This window comes from Sulfitobacter donghicola DSW-25 = KCTC 12864 = JCM 14565 (genome assembly GCF_000622405.1).
Lineage (GTDB): Bacteria > Pseudomonadota > Alphaproteobacteria > Rhodobacterales > Rhodobacteraceae > Sulfitobacter > Sulfitobacter donghicola.
On record NZ_JASF01000005.1, the window covers coordinates 2,463,654 to 2,481,557 of the forward strand.

The window sequence follows — 17,904 nt, forward strand, 5'->3', positions numbered from 1 at the left end:
TTTGTGAAACAAATTCATAACTTTCATCTTTAACATGAGGCTTGGCTCATATGCATATCGAGTTCCGCCATTTGCGCACCATTCAGGCGATCCACCGTGCGGGAGGATTGGCGCGGGCAGCCGAGATGATGAACATCACGCAAAGCGCGCTGAGCCATCAGGTGAAGGGGTTGGAGGATCAGGCGGGGGTTGAGCTGTTTGTGCGCCGCTCAAAGCCGCTGAAACTGTCGCCAGCGGGGCAGAGATTGCTAAAGCTGGCCGAGCAGGTGTTGCCGCAGGTGGCTGCGCTGCAGGATGAATTTAGCGGGCTGCGCGATGGCAGCGCGGGGCGGATGCATATCGCGATTGAATGCCACGCCTGTTTTGAGTGGCTGTTTCCGGTGCTTGAGCAGTTTCGCCGCTCGTTCGGGGAGGTGGATGTGGACATCCGCCCCGGGTTGGCGTTTGACGCGATGCCCGCGTTACTGCGCCAAGAGGTCGATCTGGTGGTGTCTTCGGACCCCGAAGAGATTGAGGGCGTCGAATTTATTGAACTGTTTGATTATCAAGCGGTATTTGTCGCGGCCAGCAGCCACCCATTGGCGAAAAAGCCGTTTGTGACGGCCGAGGATTTTCGCGATCAAACGCTGATCACCTATCCAGTTGAACGCTCGCGATTGGATGTGTTCAGCCAGCTTTTGATGCCTGCCAAGGTAGAGCCTGCGCATGTGCGTCAGGTCGAGCTGTCGGCGGTGATCTTGCTACTGGTGGCCTCTAACCGAGGGGTATCGGTATTGCCCGATTGGGTGGTGCGCGAGGTGAAATATTCCTCGGATTACGTGACGCGCCCCTTGACCGAGCACGGCATCACGCGGCGCCTATATGCAGCGATCCGTAGTGAGGACCGTGAAAAGCCGTTTATGCAGGAATTGCTGGGTCTGGCGGGAACCGAGGCGCGCAAGTTGCAGGCTGTTTAGGAGGGGGAGGTGTCCGCTTTGTGGGGTTTTGTTGCCGACTGTCACTCAACGATAATTGGCCGCAGTCAGCCCAAAGCAGATTTGGCCGCAATCTTAAGTTTCTTTTTGGGGAACTTGTGGCTATCGGATGTATTTGAGTGCTTGATAGCTTCTGGGAGTGCCGAAAAATGAATGATTTTCGCAGCGGAGATGAGTTTGCGGCGTTGATGGTATCATTAGGTCGGATCGAACGGGTCAATCACGTTGCGTTTGAGGCGGCATCGGCTTCAGAGCGAGACACTCAAGGTGTTCAAGACAGGCGTCGCTTAGAGCGGGAAAACAAATACCTGTCTCGACAATTGCGTTCGGCGCTGATTTGTTCTGCGTACTCGTTGGCTGAGGCTGCTATCATCGGCCTCGCCCCCAGTGGGAGCCCGTGCAAAAAAGATATTCAGCAAGCATATGGACTCAGAAAAGACGGGAAAATCCCAAAATTGTACCGAGCACAATACTTGCTACAACATGTAACTGGAATATGCGTGAGCGATCCGTGGGATATGAGCTGGTCCAGCTTGCATCGACTAAGGCAATTGCGAAACACGCTAATACACGATGGCGGGGTCGGTGAAGTGGATGCACTCTCAGGTGTGCTGGATCGCGACGACGGATTTGCAGCATGGGTGGAGCCGATGTTCGAAGGTTCTGAAACATCGATTTATGTGTTGGTCGTTGGAGAAATGCACTTCAGGCAATGGCTACAGATGCTGCAAAAAATCGTCTATGATATCGATGCTGAGCTATCGAAACTAGTGACAGAGTAACGTATCGAGTACCGAATCAACATAGGCGTTGTTGAGAGCGGGTCTCACCGCTCCACCAATTGCATTCTCGAATCTGCAAAGTTCACTATCTGCGCAAAGCTGTCATCGGGGCAATTGCAGCATTCGACACAATGGGCTCAAACCTGACCTTCGCTGCGGCGTTGCTGGGGCGGGTGAGGTCGCGCGCCGCGGGGGGGCGGCGCGCGGGAGGGGTTAGATGACTTTTACCATGGCTTTGCCGGTGTTGCCGCCGGTGAGCAGCTTGATAAAGGCGTCGGGTGCGTTTTCTAGGCCTTCGGTGATGTCTTCTTGGACAGCGACTGCACCGCTGGCGATCATCGGGCCGACTGCTTTGTGGAAGTCGCCCATGCGGTCCCAGTAGTTGGAGATGATAAAGCCATTGATGCTGAGCGATTGGACAAGAGCGTGGCGCCAGATTTGCTGGCCTGTGAGGCCTGCGTCGACTTCTTTTGTTTCATTATACCATGCGATCATGCCGCACAGCGGGATGCGGCCAAAGAGGTTCATCAGGGGCAGGACGGCCTCTAGCACTTTGCCGCCGACGTTTTCAAAATAGATGTCGATGCCGTCTGGGCAGGCTTTGCCGAGGTCGTCGCGCAGCGCATCGGCGCTGTCATAGGCGTGGTGGTCGAGGCATTCGTCAAAGCCGAATTGTTCAACAGCCATTTTGCATTTCTCTGGCCCGCCTGCGATGCCGACGGTGCGCAGCCCCAAGGATTTGGCGACTTGGCCGACCATGGACCCCACAGGGCCAGTAGCAGCGGCCACGACAAGGGTTTCGCCTGCCTTTGGTTTGCCGAATTCCATCAAGCCCAACCAGCCCGTAAACCCTGGCATGCCGAGAACGCCGAGCGAATAGGTGATAGGGGTAACCTTTGGATCGACTTTGGCGAGGCCCACGGCGGGCACTGCGGCATGTGTTGCCCAGCCAAAGCCGCCCATGACGAATTCGCCCACGGCATAGCCTTCGGCGTTTGAGGCGATGATTTCGCCGACCGATCCGCCTTCCATTTTGCCATCAACGGGGATGTTGGCGGCATAGGATTTAGAATCGTCCATGCGGCCGCGCATATAGGGGTCGAGGGACATGTAATGCACGCGCACGAGGACTTCGCCTTCGGCTGGCGTGGGGATTGGCAGCTCTTCTAGGCGGAAGTTTTCGGGGGTTGGCGCGCCTTTGGGGCGGCTGGCGAGCGCGATTTGTTTCATTGTTTCAGTCATGGGGTCCTCCTCTGGATTGGGGCAACCGTATCTTAGTCTTGGGGCGTTACAAGAATCACGCAACGTCACTGGCTATTGGCTTTTGTCGTGGCACGTCCTAAAGGGGGGACTTATCCATTCAGAAAAGGCCGCATCGACATGGTTGGTAGTGCAAATCTTAATATCATGATCAAAGCGGCGCGTTCAGCTGGCCGCGCGCTTGTGAAAGACTTTCGTGAAGTCGAAAACCTTCAGGTATCCATGAAGGGTGCAGGCGATTTTGTCAGCCGCGCTGATCTGAACGCCGAGAAGATTTTGAAGGACGAGCTGCGCGGCGCGCGTCCGACCTATGGCTGGATCGCCGAGGAAGGTGGCGCAGAAGAGGGTGAAGACCCGACGCGCCGCTGGATTGTTGATCCGCTGGATGGCACCACGAACTTTTTGCACGCTTTGCCGCATTGGGCGGTTTCCATCGCGCTAGAGCATAAAGGCCAGATCGTTGCGGGCGTTGTGTTTGACGCGGCCAAGGACGAGATGTTCTTTGCTGAAAAGGGCACAGGCGCGTGGTTGAACGAAAGCCGTTTGCGTGTGTCTGGCCGCCACCGGATGATCGAGAGCATTTTTGCAACGGGTATTCCGTTTGGGGGTCGTTCTGATTTGCCAGCGACTTTGCAGGATGTGGCGCGTTTGGCGCCTGCTTGTGCGGGTATTCGCCGTTGGGGCGCTGCCTCATTGGACCTCGCCTATGTGGCGGCGGGCCGCTACGATGGCTTTTGGGAGCGTCGTTTGAACGAGTGGGATCTGGCTGCTGGTTTGCTCATCGTGAAAGAGGCGGGTGGTCTGGTTGAGCCGATCAATCCGCAGGGCGATGTTTTGCAAGATGGTGAGATTATCGCGTCCAACGAGGCGATCTTTACCAGCTTTTCCAAAGTGGTCCGCGGCTGATCCTATTTCCGGTCTGAGGGGTGGTTCACCCCGTCAGTCCACGGGATCGGGTCATGTTCCCAGGTATCAACCCCTTTGATACAGCCAAGGTTGATCCCGCATTGGGCGGGATCAGAGCGGCGTTGGTGGTATAGGTAGATGCCACAGGTTTTACAGAAATAGTGTTTCGCGGTGCCCGTTCCCCAGCTGTACAGCTGTAGGTTATCGGCGCCTTTTGTGACGACCACGCTGGCGGTGGTTGCTGTGACAGCGGCGGCTTGTCTGCGTTTGCAGAACGAGCAGGTGCAGCGGCTGGCGTCTGCTAACCCGTTGGGCAGTGTCGCGCGCACAGCGGTTGCGCCGCAATGGCAGCTGGCTGTGACCTCGACGCTCATTTGCGCTTTACCTTAGGGAGCGAGCTGGGCAGGACGTATTTCGCTTCGGGGTGGGGCGGATGGCCGTGGGTCTTTTGCCAAAAGGCCATACCGCCAAGGCGCAGCCAAAGCGGTATCGTGAGCAGCAGCCCAGCCACAAAGCCCCCTGCATGGGCCCAATAGGCAACACCGCCACCGCCTTGGGCGGCGCCAAGGCCGCCAATGAATTGCATGCCGAACCAAAGGATCAGCATGATCCATGCAGGGATCGGGAAGATGCGGAAGATGATGACGAGGATCAGCAGGATGTCGATTTTCGCTTTTGGGAAGAGCAGCAGATACCCCCCCATCACGCCAGCAATGGCGCCCGATGCGCCTACGGTCGGTACAAAGGATGTCGGATCGGATACCACATGCGCCAGACCAGACAGGACGCCCGTGATCAGGTAAAAGCTCAGATAGGGCATATGGCCCATCTCGTCTTCCATATTGTCGCCAAAGATCCACAGGAACAGCATGTTCCCCGCCAGATGCATCCAGCCGCCATGCAGGAACTGCGAGGTGAGCAAGCCGCCATAGCCGTCGCCCTCAGTGATGCGGCGGGGCAGCAGTGCCCAATCGTAATAGAACTGGGCCAGCGCCCGTTCATCCCCTGAAATAGGTAGCATACTGAGGAAGATGCCGATGTTTGCAGCCATCAGGGCGTAAGTCACATAGGGGACGCGGCCCGAGGGGTTATGATCACGAAGAGGAAACATGGGGCAAAGGCTCTGCGATTGGGCGCGAAGGGTCAAGGGCGATTGCGCGGCCCGCCTTGGAAAGGATTAAGGGGCGGCACCCAACCAGCGGTCAAGCTGGATGGATGCTGCCATTTTGGTCAGGCTGACGCCCCCAGCAGGGCCGCGTTACCGCCAGAGGCGGTGGTGTCGACGCAGACGTGGCGCTCTTGTCTGACGCGGGCGGTGTCGGGCAGGCCGCGCAGCAACGGGATGATGGGGCCCGTGCGCTTTGCGAGGGCTTGCTCAAAGCTGGCGGCGGTTTTCGCATCGCCCCACCAAAGAACGCCGCCATATTCGGGCCCTGTCGTTAGATCGGGGGCTGCGACAGCGCCAAGCGCCACCACAGCGACCCCACCCAGCGCCTCAACGGCGCGTTTTTGGGCCTCGGCGGTTTCTGGGCTTGGCCCTGCACATAAGAGCGCCGCGCGGGGCAGGGTAGAGAGGCGGTTGCTTTCGCCTGTAGGGCCAGGAAGGGTGAGTGTGTCGATTGCTGCTGCGCTATGGTCTGGCAATGCGGGGAGAGGGGCGGATGCCTCCCAAGGGGCAGGGGCTGACATCGTGTCAGGAGCGGAGAAGCGCGGCAGGTAGTTCGGGCCGCCCGCCTTGGGGCCGGTGCCAGAAAGACCTTCGCCGCCAAAGGGCTGGCTGCCGACAATCGCGCCGATCTGGTTGCGGTTGATATAGATGTTGCCTGCTTCGATCCGCTCGGACACATGTTGAACGCGGTCATCAATGCGGGTGTGAAGGCCAAAGGTAAGGCCGTAACCCGTTGCGTTGATTGCATCAATCACATCGTCCAATTCGTGGGATTTGAAGGTGGCGATATGCAGGACGGGGCCGAAAATCTCGCGCTTGAGGTCTTCGATGCCTTTGACGCGCAGGATGGTCGGCGCGATATAGGTGCCGTGATCTGGCGTGGCCAATTCTGCGACCAGACGGTTTTCGCTGCGTGCGGTTGCGATATGGGCGGCGATGCCTGCGCGCGCGTCCTCGTCGATGACGGGGCCAACATCGGTGCTGAGGTGCCACGGATCGCCGATGTTCAACGCCTCCATCGCGCCGATGAGCATTTCCTCAAACGGCTGTGCGATGTCTTCCTGAACATAGAGGCAGCGCAGCGCCGAGCAGCGCTGCCCAGCCGATTGAAAGGCGCTTTCGACGATGGCTTGGACGGCTTGTTCGGGCAAGGCGGTGCTATCGACGATCATGGCGTTCAGGCCGCCTGTCTCGGCGATCAGCGGTGTGCCGGGGGCGCAGCTTTCGGCCATGGCCATACGGATGCGTAGGGCTGTTGCGGTTGAGCCAGTAAAGGCGACGCCGTTGATGCGCGGATCAGAGGTGAGAGCGGCGCCAACATCCCCGCCACCTGGTAGCAATTGCACAGCCTCGGTCGGCACACCTGCTTCGTGCAGGATCGAGATCGCAAGATGCGCGATCAGGGGTGTTTGCTCGGCTGGTTTGGCAAGGACGGCGTTGCCTGCGGCAAGGGCGGCGCTGATCTGGCCGAGGAAAATCGCAAAAGGGAAGTTCCAAGGCGAGATGCAGGTAAAGATGCCTGCGGCGGGGGTGTTTGTGGCTTGGGCGGCGTAATAGCGCAGGAAATCAACACCTTCGCGCAGTTCGGCCACACAGTCGGGTTGGCCTTTGCCTGCTTCGCGAGTGAGCAGGGCAAAGATTTCGCCAAAGCGGTCTTCGTAGATGTCTGCCGCGCGCAAAAGCGCTTTGCGCCGCTCATCCAGTGGTGCGTCCCATGGGGTGGCTGCATCGAGCGCGGCGGCAACATCGGCAGGGGTTGCATTGCGCACAATACCCGGCGCCGCGCCAAGCCCTGTGGGCGATGTGACGTCTTGGGCGGGGGCAGGGGCGCTGGTGCCTGCGATCAGGGGCGCGGCCTCCCAAACATGGGTGGCAAAGGGCGCGCGCGCGGTTTCAAGCGCGGTTAGGGTTGGCGTATGGGTCAGGTCAAAGCCACGGGCATTTGCGCGCAGGGGGCGGAAAATCTCGGGGCCTTTGGGGATGGTCGGGACGCTGGCCTGAAGTTTGGCAAAGGGATCTTGGGCGACTTCCTCGGGGGCGACGTCTTCGTCTACGATCTGGTTGACAAAGCTGGAGTTCGCGCCGTTTTCCAACAGGCGGCGCACCAGATAGGCCAGCAGATCCTTATGCGCGCCGACGGGGGCATAGATGCGGCAGCGGGTTTTGCCGTTTTCCAGCACAATATCGTGCAGCGTTTCGCCCATGCCGTGCAAGCGTTGGAATTCAAAGGTTTCTTTATCCTCGGCCATATGCAGAACGGCGGCCACTGTGTGGGCGTTATGGGTGGCAAACTGGGGATAGATGCGATCCGTCATGTTCAGCAGTTTGCGCGCATTGGCGATATAGCTGACATCGGTTGCGGCCTTGCGGGTAAAGACGGGAAAGCCGTCGATCCCTTCGACCTGAGCGCGCTTGATCTCGGTATCCCAATAGGCGCCTTTGACCAGCCGCACCATGATTTTGCGGTCATGGGTTTGGGCCATGTTGTATAGCGCGTCAATCACGCTGCCTGCACGCGGGCCATAGGCCTGCACCACAACGCCCATGCCATCCCATCCCGCAAGGGCGGGTTCGCTCATCACGGCGTTGATCACATCCAGCGACAGGCCAAGGCGGTCTGCCTCTTCGGCATCGACGTTCAGGCCCATGCCCGCAGATTTGGCAAGCAGACACAGGGCGCGCAGGCGGGGCACCAGATCACGCATCACAGAGGCCTCTTGTGCCACCTCATAGCGCGGGTGCAGCGCCGAGAGCTTGACCGAAATCCCGGGATTGCGGCGGATATCATCGTGGGTGCATCCTTTTGCGATCGAGCTGATCGCGTCGGAATAGCTGAGGTGGTAGCGGCGGGCGTCTGCCTCGGTGCGGGCGGCTTCGCCGAGCATGTCATAGGAATAGGTATAGCCCTTTGCCTCCATCCCTGCGGCGCGTTTCATCGCGCCTGTGATATCTTCGCCCAGCACAAACTGGCGGCCCATTTCCTTCATCGCGCGGGCAACGGCGGTGCGGATCACCGGTTCGCCCAGACGTTTGATGGCAGCGCGCAAGTGGCGGATTGGGCCGGGCTGTTCGTCATCCAGAACACGGCCTGTCAGCATCAGCGCCCAAGTCGAGGCATTCACCATTGTCGAGGTGGAGTGCCCCATATGGCGGCCCCAATCGGAGGGGGCGATTTTGTCTTCGATCAGTGCATCCATGGTTTCGGCATCGGGAACACGCAGCAGCGCCTCGGCCAGACACATGAGGGCGACACCTTCGTCGGTGGATAGGCCGTATTCGGCCAGAAATACTTCCATCATGCCTGGTGATGTGGTGGCACGGATATCACGCACCAGCTGCGCGGCAGCACTGCTGATGGTGGATCTATCAGAGGGGGATAGATGAGCGGTTTCGATCAGGGTGCCTAAAACGGCATCTGCATCGGCGTAAGTGTTTTGATCAATGCCTGCGCGAAGAGAGGCGGAAGTATCACGTGTCATTGGCTTGCTCCTGATTTCATATTGACCTAACATACCCTGTAAATGGAGGATGTTTCGCCTTCATTCGACTTAACGGAAGTTAAAATGATTTAATTTTTGGGAGAATGGAGTGGAAAAGACTTTTGATCTGGATCGGTTCGATCAGGCCATTTTGACGGTTCTCGGAGAGGATGGCCGGATTAGCATCACTGATTTGGCCAAGCGCATCGGGTTATCGAAATCTCCGACGCAGGCGCGGCTGAAGCGGTTGGAAGAAAAGAATGTGATCTTGGGGTATCGCGCGATGCTGGATCCGATCCGTTTGGGGCTGGATCATGTTGCCTTTGTTGAGGTGCGTCTTGACGATACCCGAGAGGCGGCGTTGGATGCGTTTAATCAGGCGGTCCTGCGGGTGCCGCAGATCGAGCAAGCCCATATGATTGCTGGGAATTTTGACTACCTCCTAAAGGTGCGCACGCCAGATATGGCGAGTTATCGTGCGTTTTTAGGGGATACAATTTCTACGCTACCCCATGTCGCGTCAACATCGACCTATGTTGCCATGGAGGCGGTTAAGGAAGTGATGTTGTCGGATACGCAATAAGCATTTTACAACAACCGCCCAATTTGTATTGTTCCCGTATTCGGGGTGTTTCACAGCGCGCGCGGTGAGGAACCTTTGTTGAGGCAACTTTTGGTGACTAAGATACTTGTGTATGTGGCTATATATGCATACCAACCAAAGCGTTGACGAAGCGAAGCGGTTTTGAGGTCTAAGGCGACCGCAAACCTGACCTTTGAAGACAGCGCCGGATGCGGGCGTGGTGGAATGGTAGACACACCAGACTTAAAATCTGTTGGGCGTATGCCCGTGGGGGTTCGAGTCCCCCCGCCCGCACCATTTTTCTAGATAGATATTTTGCCTTGGCGCTCGGTTCATCACGGTGATTGGCCGTGGCGAGCTGGGAAGCTGAGCTGGAATCAGCTTTTGTTTTTGGGGGAGGGGACCAAGCGCCAAAAAGGGCTTGGTCCCGTCCTGTTTTTCGTTACTTGGCGGTAATGCGGCCGTCAGTATAGGGGGCGTAATCGCCCGTTTTTGCCAGATACTCGGCCAGAACATCGGCAATGTCTGGGCCGTAGTCATAGGCGTTTTCGGCATCTTTAAACATCGCATAGCCGTCGCCGCCGTTGCGCACATAGTTGTTTGTGACAGCCATGTAGGTTGCAGCGGGATCAAGGGGCGCATCGCCAATCATAATGTTGGAAACGCGCGAGCCCGCTTCGGCAGTTGCATCAAACGTATAGGACATGCCTGCAACCTGTGGGAAGCGGCCTGCACCTTCTTCGATCTGGCTGACGCCGTTTTCCAGCGCTGCGGCGATGGTTTCACCCGTGGCGGCGAAAGTGGAGAGCGTGTTTTGGAAGGGCAGAACGGTGAGGGCTTCGCCCATTGTGATTTCGCCAGCATCAATAGATGCGCGCAAGCCACCGCCGTTTTGGATTGCAACCTGCACCCCTTGATCTGCGACACGGTCCAGCATGGCGTCAGCCACGAGGTTCCCCATCGGGCATTCCATCGCACGACAAACATCACGAGAGCCTTCGATGACGTCGCTTGCGGTGCCGATCACACGGGTTTTCATTTCCTCAATCGGGCCAGCCAATTCGGCGATCCGCGCCACGACGGCCTGATCTTCGGCGACGCTGGCGTCCAGCAGGATTGTATCGCCAGTTGCGGAAACGACCTTGCCGTTGTCATCGAACGTAAGTGTCAGGTGGCCGACATATTTTGAATAGGCATAGGCCTGCACCACAGGAACATCGCCCACCATCGTTGGATAGGCCATCGCGCCTTCTTTGGTGTTTGAGAATAACGTATGGGAGTGGCCGCCCACAACGGCATCCACGCCCTTAAGCTCGGCAGCGATTGCCATGTCTTTTGTGACGCCCACGTGGTTCAGCGCGATGATTTTATCCACGCCTGCGGCCTCTAGGGCTGAGACATCTTCCTGAAGGCTGGCCAGCTCATCTGCAAAGGCGACTGCTTCGGAGGGGCTGGATGTTTCGACGGTATCAGCGGCAAGCGCGGAAACGATACCGATCTTTTGGCCGCCAACCTCTAGGATGGTGTGATCTGCGATCTGGCCAGCAAGGATGTTGGATTTGGAAACATCAATGTTGCCCGAGATGATGGGGAAAGACGTGCGATCTGCAAGGTCGCGCAGGCCCTGATCTCCGTCGTCAAATTCATGGTTGCCCACTGCCATCGCATCAAAGCCGACCTGCTCGGCAAATTCGGCCTCAACCTCGCCTTTGTAGGTCGTGTACATCAGGCTGCCTTGGTATTGGTCACCGGCATCCAGAACGATGACGTTTTCATCTGCCAGCTCTGCGCGCAGCTCGTTGATTTTGGTGATAACCCGCGCGTAACCGCCAAAGCATTTGCCCTCGGCGTTGTCTTCGGCGTTGCAGGTGGAATCGTATTTGTTGATGGGTTCAATGCGGCTGTGCAAATCGTTGATGTGTAGGACGTGCAGTGTAAAATCCGCCTGTGCAACGCCAGCAGTCAGCGCTAGTGCACAAGTTGTTGCCATAAAACGAAGGCTCATGTTCAATCTCCTTGTTTGAAATTCCCGCACAGATTGGGGCCTGATTTTTACAGAGTCAAATGCGCCGCAAGGTCAACTGCCAAAGGAACCTATAAAACGGCTATTATTCCAGCAGGGTTGGCGGGAAATCAGGGCAGCGCAACGGGGTTAGCTGAGGGCTTCTTTTATAATGTCCGCTAGAGCATCTCTGCGGAAAGGTTTGCTGAGGAAAAGCTCGCTGATATTGAAGTCGTTGGTCTTTTTTGCCGCCTCAGTTGGGTAGCCTGACATGAACACGATTTTGACGTCAGGTCGTTTTTCCCGAACCTCTTCGGCCAATTCGATGCCGCTGGTCCCACCGGGCAGGACGATGTCAGATAAGACCAAATCAAAATGCTGGCCCGTTTCCAAAATCTTGCGTGCTGTATAGGCCTGTTCGGCCTGAATGGTGGCATAGCCCAAGCTCGTCAGCAAACGAATGGTCAGCTCACGCATGTTCGTATCGTCTTCGATGACGAAAACGGTTTCACCATTCCCCATGGGAGGCGGGGATTTTGGTTCGTGTTCGAGGAGGAACTCACAGTTGGTTTCCCGAGGGAGGTAGATTTTGATTGTCGTTCCCTCACCCTCTTTGCTGTCGATTGTGACCTGACCGCCGGACTGTCGGGCAAAGCCGTAAACCATTGAAAGGCCAAGGCCCGATCCATCGCCTACGCCTTTTGTAGTGAAAAAGGGTTCAAAGGCGCGCGCGCGGGTTGTTTCATCCATTCCTGTGCCCGTGTCGGTTACCGAAAGCACGACGTAATCGCCTGCGTCCAAAGAGGTTTCCGAGGTATCATCAGGGGCGCTGATGGTGGTGTTGAAACAATCAATCGATAAACTCCCTCCGGTGGGCATCGCGTCCCGCGCATTCAGAGAAAGGTTGAGCAGGGCGTCTTCGACTTGGCCAGGATCAGCCCGCGCGGGCCACAAATCTTTGCTGGTCGTAAACTCGATCTCGATGCTTTGATCCAGTGTTCGCGCCAAAAGCTTGTTCATTCGGGCCAATAAGGAATTTAGGTCAATCGTTTTTGGAGATAGGATTTGTTTGCTGGAATAGGCCAGCAAGCTACGCGTTAAATCCGCACCACGTCGGGTGGCGTGCAGAATTTGGGCGATCATTTCAGGATGGTCTTTTTTGGAGAGCTGGAGGAGTTCTGCGTTCCCTTGAATGACGGCCAGTAGGTTGTTGAAATCATGTGCAACCCCGCCCGTCAGCTGACCAATCGCCTCAAAACGTTGTAATACCTGTAGGTGTTTTTCTACGGCGATCCGATCTGTGATATCTTCTATCGAGACCAATACCCGTTCCCATGTCGCGGTGTAACTTTCGGGAATGACGAATTTCACTCTGGTGGTTATGAGGGTGCCGTCAACTTTGAAATCTTTTGACTGGTATTCAAATACGCGCGCACCATGAAAGAAGGCGATGACAGCATCGATAAATCCGCTGACTTCATCAGGGTGGGAGGTGTCGTATCGCAGGTCCTGTTGGAGTTCTTCAGCAGAGGCCGCGCCATAAAGTTTCACCATAGCCGAAGAAACGGCAAGGCTGATGCACCCGTCATACAGCTCTTTTACAATGTCGGGATTTTCGTCGAAATAGGTTTCGAATTCGGTCATGCCATTGCGTGACAATTCTTGCATGACCTTGAGGAGCGACGACCAATCTTCTTCCATAAAGGGAACAGGGGATTGTTCGAATAATTCGCGGTAGCGCTGCTCGCTCGCCTTTAGCTGGGTTTCGATCGCCTTTTTTGCGGTAATATCCGTGGCAATCGCGCCGAGCCCAATAATTGTTCCGGTGGCGTCGCGAATTGGGAATTTTTCGGTGAAATAAGTTCGGGGGCGGCCATCATAGATCCCTGTGATTTCCATCGTCTCGGATTTGCCTGACGCGAGGACACGTTTATCATGGGCGATGACCTGTTCTGCAACATCTGGCGCCAGAATTTCATAGCTGTCCCGGCCGATGATCTCGCAGGCTTTGCGACCAAAGTTTCTTTCGGCGCTCGGGTTAATGGCGATATACAGGCCTTCGACGCTTTTTACGCCAATTTCCGCGGGGGAATGTTCCATAACGGCTTCTAGCCGGGCTTGGGCCTCATCTAGGGTTTGATAGACGTGTTGCAGCTCATCTGATTGGACCTCTAGTTTGCGGCTATAAATGTCCTGAGCAATTCTGAGCGATGTTTCGGTTTGACGGGCCTGTCGGTTTTTTGTTTGCACGAGTTCCACTTCGGGAAGCCATCGGATTAATCCGAGGGTTATCAAAAGCATGCCTGATAGGTAGCCTAGGAAGTTCTCCAGTATAAAACGGAAATTGATACCATGCACGATGAACAGCGGTTTCAGGTTGTCGAAATTCTGCAGAAGATCCCAAACCCCACCAGAAACGATCATGGCAAGGCCGACAACGAAAAAGCTCCATCCTTTTTGATCGTAGGTCGAATTCCGTTGCCCGAATCTATGAGTAAAAATCAATATGGCTGAGGTCATGATGAGGCGCGAGACGTCCATCAAGATATCGTTCATCGGTATGCGCTCCTAGCAAGGTATATTGCTAAATTGACCAAACAGGCGTCTTGAAAGGCATCTTGTACTACAGAGCAGGATTGCTCCTGATTTGATGCCACTAGGCTGCTAACATTGGTTTAACCCGGGTCCAAATTTGGACCTACTTGTACCAGATATATTGAGGTGAAATTGATTTTGGTTAGCTCTTAGAAAACATATTCACGTCTTTATAAAAGTAAGCCAATCAGGGGCAGAGGGCAACGAAGATGTTGAAAAAGTGCAAAGATTTTTAGGCGCGCTTTGGTGTTGGGCTTATTTCCGTGAATTTTTGCTTGCCTGACAGCAGGGGGTAAAGGCGCCGATTGAAACTTGGGCAGCTTGATCTTGCCGAATAGGAGTGGGGGATGTTTTCCGTGTTGTCGCGGGGCGCCAAAAAAACAGGCAATCAGAAGGGGTTCGCATTTTGCAAAGGGGGTGATTAGGGGTGGCCTTTCTTTGAGGTGTTCAGTTTAGGTTTTGCCTAATCTTGGGTAATACAGACTCTTCTTTTACTCTTTTTGCTGAACGGCAAAGCTGTCTTAGGAGCGGCAGTTTCATGTGCCGAAACAGCGATCAGGAGAACATCCCAAATGCCCGTCGAAACCGTTGATACACTTGTTGTAGGGGCAGGTCAGGCTGGAATTGCTTTGTGCGAGCACCTTGGCAAGCAGGGGGCGCCCTTCCTTGTTTTGGAAAAGAGCCGCATCGCCGAAAGTTGGCGCACGTCGCGCTGGGATGCCTTGGTTACCAACGGTCCTGTCTGGCATGACCGTTTCCCTAATCTGGAGTTTAAAGGGAACGCACCTGATGAATTTGTAGGCAAAGACAGGGTCGCGGATTACATCGAAGAATATGCAGGGATGGTAGATGCCCCTGTGCGGACAGGTGTCGAAGTGATCAAAGCCGAGCGATTGCCAGATCGCGCAGGGTTTCGGGTGGAAACGACACAGGGTGTGATCGAGGCGGCGCGTATTGTTTCCGCCACAGGGGCGTTTCAACATCCGGTTATGCCTCCGATTGTGCCAGAGGGTGCACAGGTTAGTCAGATGCACTCGGCCAGTTACCGCAACCCTGAGCAGCTGGCTGAGGGGGCTGTGATGGTTGTCGGGGCTGGCTCATCAGGGGCGCAAATCGCGGATGAGCTAAACCGCGCGGGGCGCAAGGTGTACCTTTCTGTTGGGCCGCATGACCGCCCACCGCGCCGCTATCGCGGGCGGGATTTTGTTTGGTGGCTAGGCGTTTTGGGCCTATGGGACATGGCCGCGCAAAAACCGGGGGCAGAGCATGTCACGATCTCGGTGAGTGGTGCCTATGGCGGGCGCACCATGGATTTTCGTCGTCTGGCGGGCGAAGGTGTGACCCTGTTGGGGCTGACCGATGGGTACGATGAGGGCACAGTGTCCTTCGCAGATGATTTGGGCAAAAACATCGCGGCGGGTGATGCGAATTATTTTGAAATGTTGGATGCGGCTGACGCCTATGCCGAGGCGATGGGCCTTGATTTGCCACTGGAGCCGGAAGCACGCGAGATGTTTGCCGACCCCGAGTGCCTGACAAACCCGATTTCATCCCTTGATCTGGCCAAGGAAGGGATCACGACCATCATATGGGCAACGGGGTTCAAGCAGGATTTCAGCTGGCTGAAGGTGGATGCGTTTGATGATCAGGGGGCGCCGATCCATCAAAGAGGGGTCTCTAAGGAACCGGGGGTTTATTTCCTTGGGTTACCTTGGCAATCGCGCCGCGGATCAACATTTTTGTGGGGCGTTTGGCATGATGCAAAATTCATCGCCGACCAGATTGCCATTCAACGCGCCTATGCCGACTATCAAGGCGAAGCAGCCATTGTGCTGCCAGCCGCCGAATAACTACGAACCTTAGGATTTGAACCATATGTCCATGTCAAACCCAGTCCAGGAATTGCGCCAGAATGTTGCGATCCCGTTTGAGCAGGCGCAGGCCATGCCGCCCTCTGTTTACACTTCCGACGCGTTTTTGAACGAAGAGCTAGAGCATATCTTTGCCAAGGATTGGTTCTGCGTGGGGCGCGCAGATGCATTGGCCAATGCAGGGGATTACACAACCTGCGAATTGGCTGGCCAGCCGATACTGGTGATCCGCGATAACGATGGCGATCTACGGGCGATGTCGAATGTCTGCCTGCACCGGATGTCGACGTTGTTACAGGGCAGCGGCCAAACCCGATCAATTGTCTGCCCCTACCACGCGTGGACCTACAACCTGAACGGCTCCTTGCGCGGCGCGCCTGCGATGTCGTTGAACGAAGGGTTCTGCAAGGATCAATACAAGCTACCGCAGGTCAAATGCCAAGAATGGCTGGGCTGGGTGTTTGTATCGCTGAATGCCGAGGCTCCGGATGTAAAGGTCCAGTTGCAAGCCGTTGAAAGCATGATCGCTGGCTATGACATGACGAATTACACCGAAGCGTTCCAAGAAGAGCATGTCTGGGACACCAATTGGAAAGTCTTGGCCGAGAATTTCATGGAAAGCTATCACCTGCCAGTGTGTCATGCTGGCACGATCGGGGGCTTGTCCAAGCTGGAAGATATGGTCTGCCCGCCGGGACATGAGGCGTTCAACTATCACACGATCCTTAAGGATGATCAGTTGCGCATCGCGATGGCGCACCCCTCTAACGACCGTCTAAAGGGGGATGAGCGGCGGACGACATTCTTGTTGGCGATTTACCCCAGTTTGATGATCACGCTGACTCCGGGTTATTTCTGGTATCTGTCGCTGCACCCAAAAGGCCCGGGACAGGTGCACATCCGCTTTGGGGGCGGGATGTCGGATGATTACAAAGATGACCCTGACGCGCAGCAGAACTTCAAAGACCTCAAGGCGTTGCTGGATGACGTGAACGTCGAGGATCGCGGCTGTACCGAAAAAGTATTCCGCGGGCTGAGTTCGGATCGCGCAGCGCCGGGGCACCTAAGCCACCTTGAGCGCCCAAACTATGACTTTGCGCAATATCTCATGGCGCGCATCGACGCCGCCAAAAACAGTTGAACACGAAAAAACCGACAGGAACCTCAATGGCCCACACGCGTATCCGCAAATTCAATACGTCTGACACATACCCCGAACAGAACCTTGATAACGACCTCTGTCAGGCTGTTGTCACTGAAGGGGGCAAGACGGTTTGGCTGCGCGGGCAATGCCCGCAAAACCTTGATGATGCGGTAAACATCACCAGCAGCGATCCTGTCGAGCAGACCCATAAGGTTATGCAAAACATCAAACAGCTGATCGAAGAGGCTGGCGGCGAGATGGCGCATTTGGTCAAAGTGGTGGTCTATATCACCGATGTGCGCCACCGCGAGGCGGTTTACCGCACGATGGGCGAATACATCAAAGGCGTGCATCCGGTGTCCACGGGGCTGGTGGTGCAGGCTTTGGCCCGTCCTGAGTGGCTGGTCGAGATCGACGGCACGGCGGTGATCCCGACATGACGTTTTCACTGGTGGCGCGCTGTGCCGAAACGGGCATGTTCGGATTGGCGATTTCATCTTCCTCACCTGCGGTTGCGGCGCGCTGCGCCTATGCGCGCGCGGGCGTGGGGGCGGTTGCTTCGCAAAATGTCACTGATCCCACGCTGGGGCCGCTCGCGCTGGATCATATGGCCAGCGGTATGAGCGCGGCAGAGGCAATCGAGCAGGTGCGCGACACTGGCAAGTTCATCGAATACCGTCAGGTTCTGGCCGTGGATAAGGACGGAGGCACTGAGATTCATTCTGGCCCGAATTCCCTTGGCATTTGGACACAGGCCCAAGGGGTGGATGTGGCCTCGGGGGGGAATTTGTTGGCCAATGATGGCGTCCCCCAAGCCGTTGTAGACGGGTTTCTGGGCACCTCGGGCCATATTGGAGATCGGTTGATCGCGGCCATGCGCGCGGGGCTGGCCCAAGGGGGTGAGGCGGGGCCGCTGCATTCGGCTGGCATGTTGATTGTGGACAAGGTCGCATGGCCTGTCGCCGAGCTGCGCTGTGATTGGACTGAAGGCTGCCCCATCGAAAACATCGCCACGGCGTGGGACGTCTATAAACCGCAGCTGCAAGCCTATGTGCAACGGGCACTCGATCCACGAGAGGCGCCATCCTATGGCGTGCCCGGCGACGCGTAGCGATCAGGATTTGAAACAGCCGAAAGGGG

The 17,904-nt window shown here is 56.3% G+C and carries 14 protein-coding genes and 1 tRNA gene; 9 read left to right on the top strand and 6 right to left on the bottom strand.

Annotation, left to right across the window (positions count from 1 at the left end; translation table 11 throughout):
• Positions 1–50 precede the first annotated feature (50 nt).
• Positions 51–956: a LysR family transcriptional regulator gene (locus Z948_RS0113310; RefSeq protein WP_025060053.1), complete on the top strand. Its 906-nt coding sequence runs from the start codon at positions 51–53 to the stop codon at positions 954–956.
• Between the two features lie 167 nt (positions 957–1,123).
• Entirely contained in the window at positions 1,124–1,756 is a 633-nt protein-coding gene (locus tag Z948_RS0113315; protein WP_037968788.1) for a hypothetical protein, read from the top strand.
• Between the two features lie 213 nt (positions 1,757–1,969).
• On the opposite strand, the gene Z948_RS0113320 is transcribed toward Z948_RS0113315, so the two are convergent.
• Positions 1,970–2,998, bottom strand: a complete 1,029-nt coding sequence (locus Z948_RS0113320; protein ID WP_025060055.1) for an NADP-dependent oxidoreductase — start codon at positions 2,996–2,998, stop codon at positions 1,970–1,972.
• 138 nt (positions 2,999–3,136) lie between these two features.
• Here Z948_RS0113320 and Z948_RS0113325 point away from each other — a divergent pair, with 138 nt between their 5' ends.
• Positions 3,137–3,922 (top strand): inositol monophosphatase family protein, encoded by a 786-nt coding sequence (locus Z948_RS0113325; protein ID WP_025060056.1) that lies wholly within the window; start codon positions 3,137–3,139, stop codon positions 3,920–3,922.
• 2 nt (positions 3,923–3,924) lie between these two features.
• Here Z948_RS0113325 and Z948_RS0113330 read toward each other — a convergent pair whose 3' ends face one another.
• From Z948_RS0113330 to putA, 3 genes are all read right to left on the bottom strand, one after another.
• Positions 3,925–4,296, bottom strand: a complete 372-nt coding sequence (locus tag Z948_RS0113330) for a GFA family protein (protein WP_025060057.1) — start codon at positions 4,294–4,296, stop codon at positions 3,925–3,927.
• Positions 4,293–5,033 (bottom strand): rhomboid family intramembrane serine protease, encoded by a 741-nt coding sequence (locus tag Z948_RS0113335; protein ID WP_025060058.1) that lies wholly within the window; start codon positions 5,031–5,033, stop codon positions 4,293–4,295. The genes Z948_RS0113330 and Z948_RS0113335 overlap by 4 nt, the downstream gene beginning before the upstream one ends.
• Positions 5,034–5,152: 119 nt before the next feature.
• The gene (gene putA / locus Z948_RS0113340; RefSeq protein WP_025060059.1) at positions 5,153–8,569 is read right to left on the bottom strand and encodes a bifunctional proline dehydrogenase/L-glutamate gamma-semialdehyde dehydrogenase PutA; all 3,417 of its coding nucleotides are present in this window, start codon (positions 8,567–8,569) and stop codon (positions 5,153–5,155) included.
• 109 nt (positions 8,570–8,678) lie between these two features.
• On the opposite strand from putA, the gene Z948_RS0113345 reads away from it, so the two are divergent.
• Together Z948_RS0113345 and Z948_RS0113350 are read left to right on the top strand one after the other, a co-directional pair.
• Positions 8,679–9,152 (top strand): Lrp/AsnC family transcriptional regulator, encoded by a 474-nt coding sequence (locus tag Z948_RS0113345; RefSeq protein WP_025060060.1) that lies wholly within the window; start codon positions 8,679–8,681, stop codon positions 9,150–9,152.
• Positions 9,153–9,363: 211 nt separating this feature from the next.
• Positions 9,364–9,449, top strand: a tRNA-Leu gene (locus Z948_RS0113350).
• Between the two features lie 145 nt (positions 9,450–9,594).
• Here Z948_RS0113350 and Z948_RS0113355 read toward each other — a convergent pair.
• Together Z948_RS0113355 and Z948_RS0113360 are read right to left on the bottom strand one after the other, a co-directional pair.
• Complete coding sequence (locus Z948_RS0113355; RefSeq protein ID WP_025060061.1) at positions 9,595–11,157, bottom strand: bifunctional metallophosphatase/5'-nucleotidase; 1,563 nt, start codon at positions 11,155–11,157, stop codon at positions 9,595–9,597.
• A 147-nt stretch (positions 11,158–11,304) separates the two neighbouring features.
• Positions 11,305–13,710 (bottom strand): ATP-binding protein, encoded by a 2,406-nt coding sequence (locus Z948_RS0113360; RefSeq protein ID WP_025060062.1) that lies wholly within the window; start codon positions 13,708–13,710, stop codon positions 11,305–11,307.
• A 611-nt stretch (positions 13,711–14,321) separates the two neighbouring features.
• Here Z948_RS0113360 and Z948_RS0113365 point away from each other — a divergent pair.
• From Z948_RS0113365 to Z948_RS0113380, 4 genes are read left to right on the top strand one after another with little or no spacing between them, the layout of a single operon-like run.
• Positions 14,322–15,599, top strand: a complete 1,278-nt coding sequence (locus tag Z948_RS0113365; protein WP_025060063.1) for a flavin-containing monooxygenase — start codon at positions 14,322–14,324, stop codon at positions 15,597–15,599.
• A 25-nt stretch (positions 15,600–15,624) separates the two neighbouring features.
• Positions 15,625–16,761 (top strand): aromatic ring-hydroxylating oxygenase subunit alpha, encoded by a 1,137-nt coding sequence (locus Z948_RS0113370; RefSeq protein ID WP_037951886.1) that lies wholly within the window; start codon positions 15,625–15,627, stop codon positions 16,759–16,761.
• Positions 16,762–16,787: 26 nt separating this feature from the next.
• Positions 16,788–17,204, top strand: coding sequence for a RidA family protein (locus Z948_RS0113375; RefSeq protein WP_025060065.1), 417 nt, complete (start codon positions 16,788–16,790; stop codon positions 17,202–17,204).
• Entirely contained in the window at positions 17,201–17,875 is a 675-nt protein-coding gene (locus Z948_RS0113380) for a DUF1028 domain-containing protein (protein WP_025060066.1), read from the top strand. Before Z948_RS0113375 ends, Z948_RS0113380 begins: the two co-directional genes overlap by 4 nt.
• The last annotated feature ends 29 nt before the right edge of the window (positions 17,876–17,904 follow it).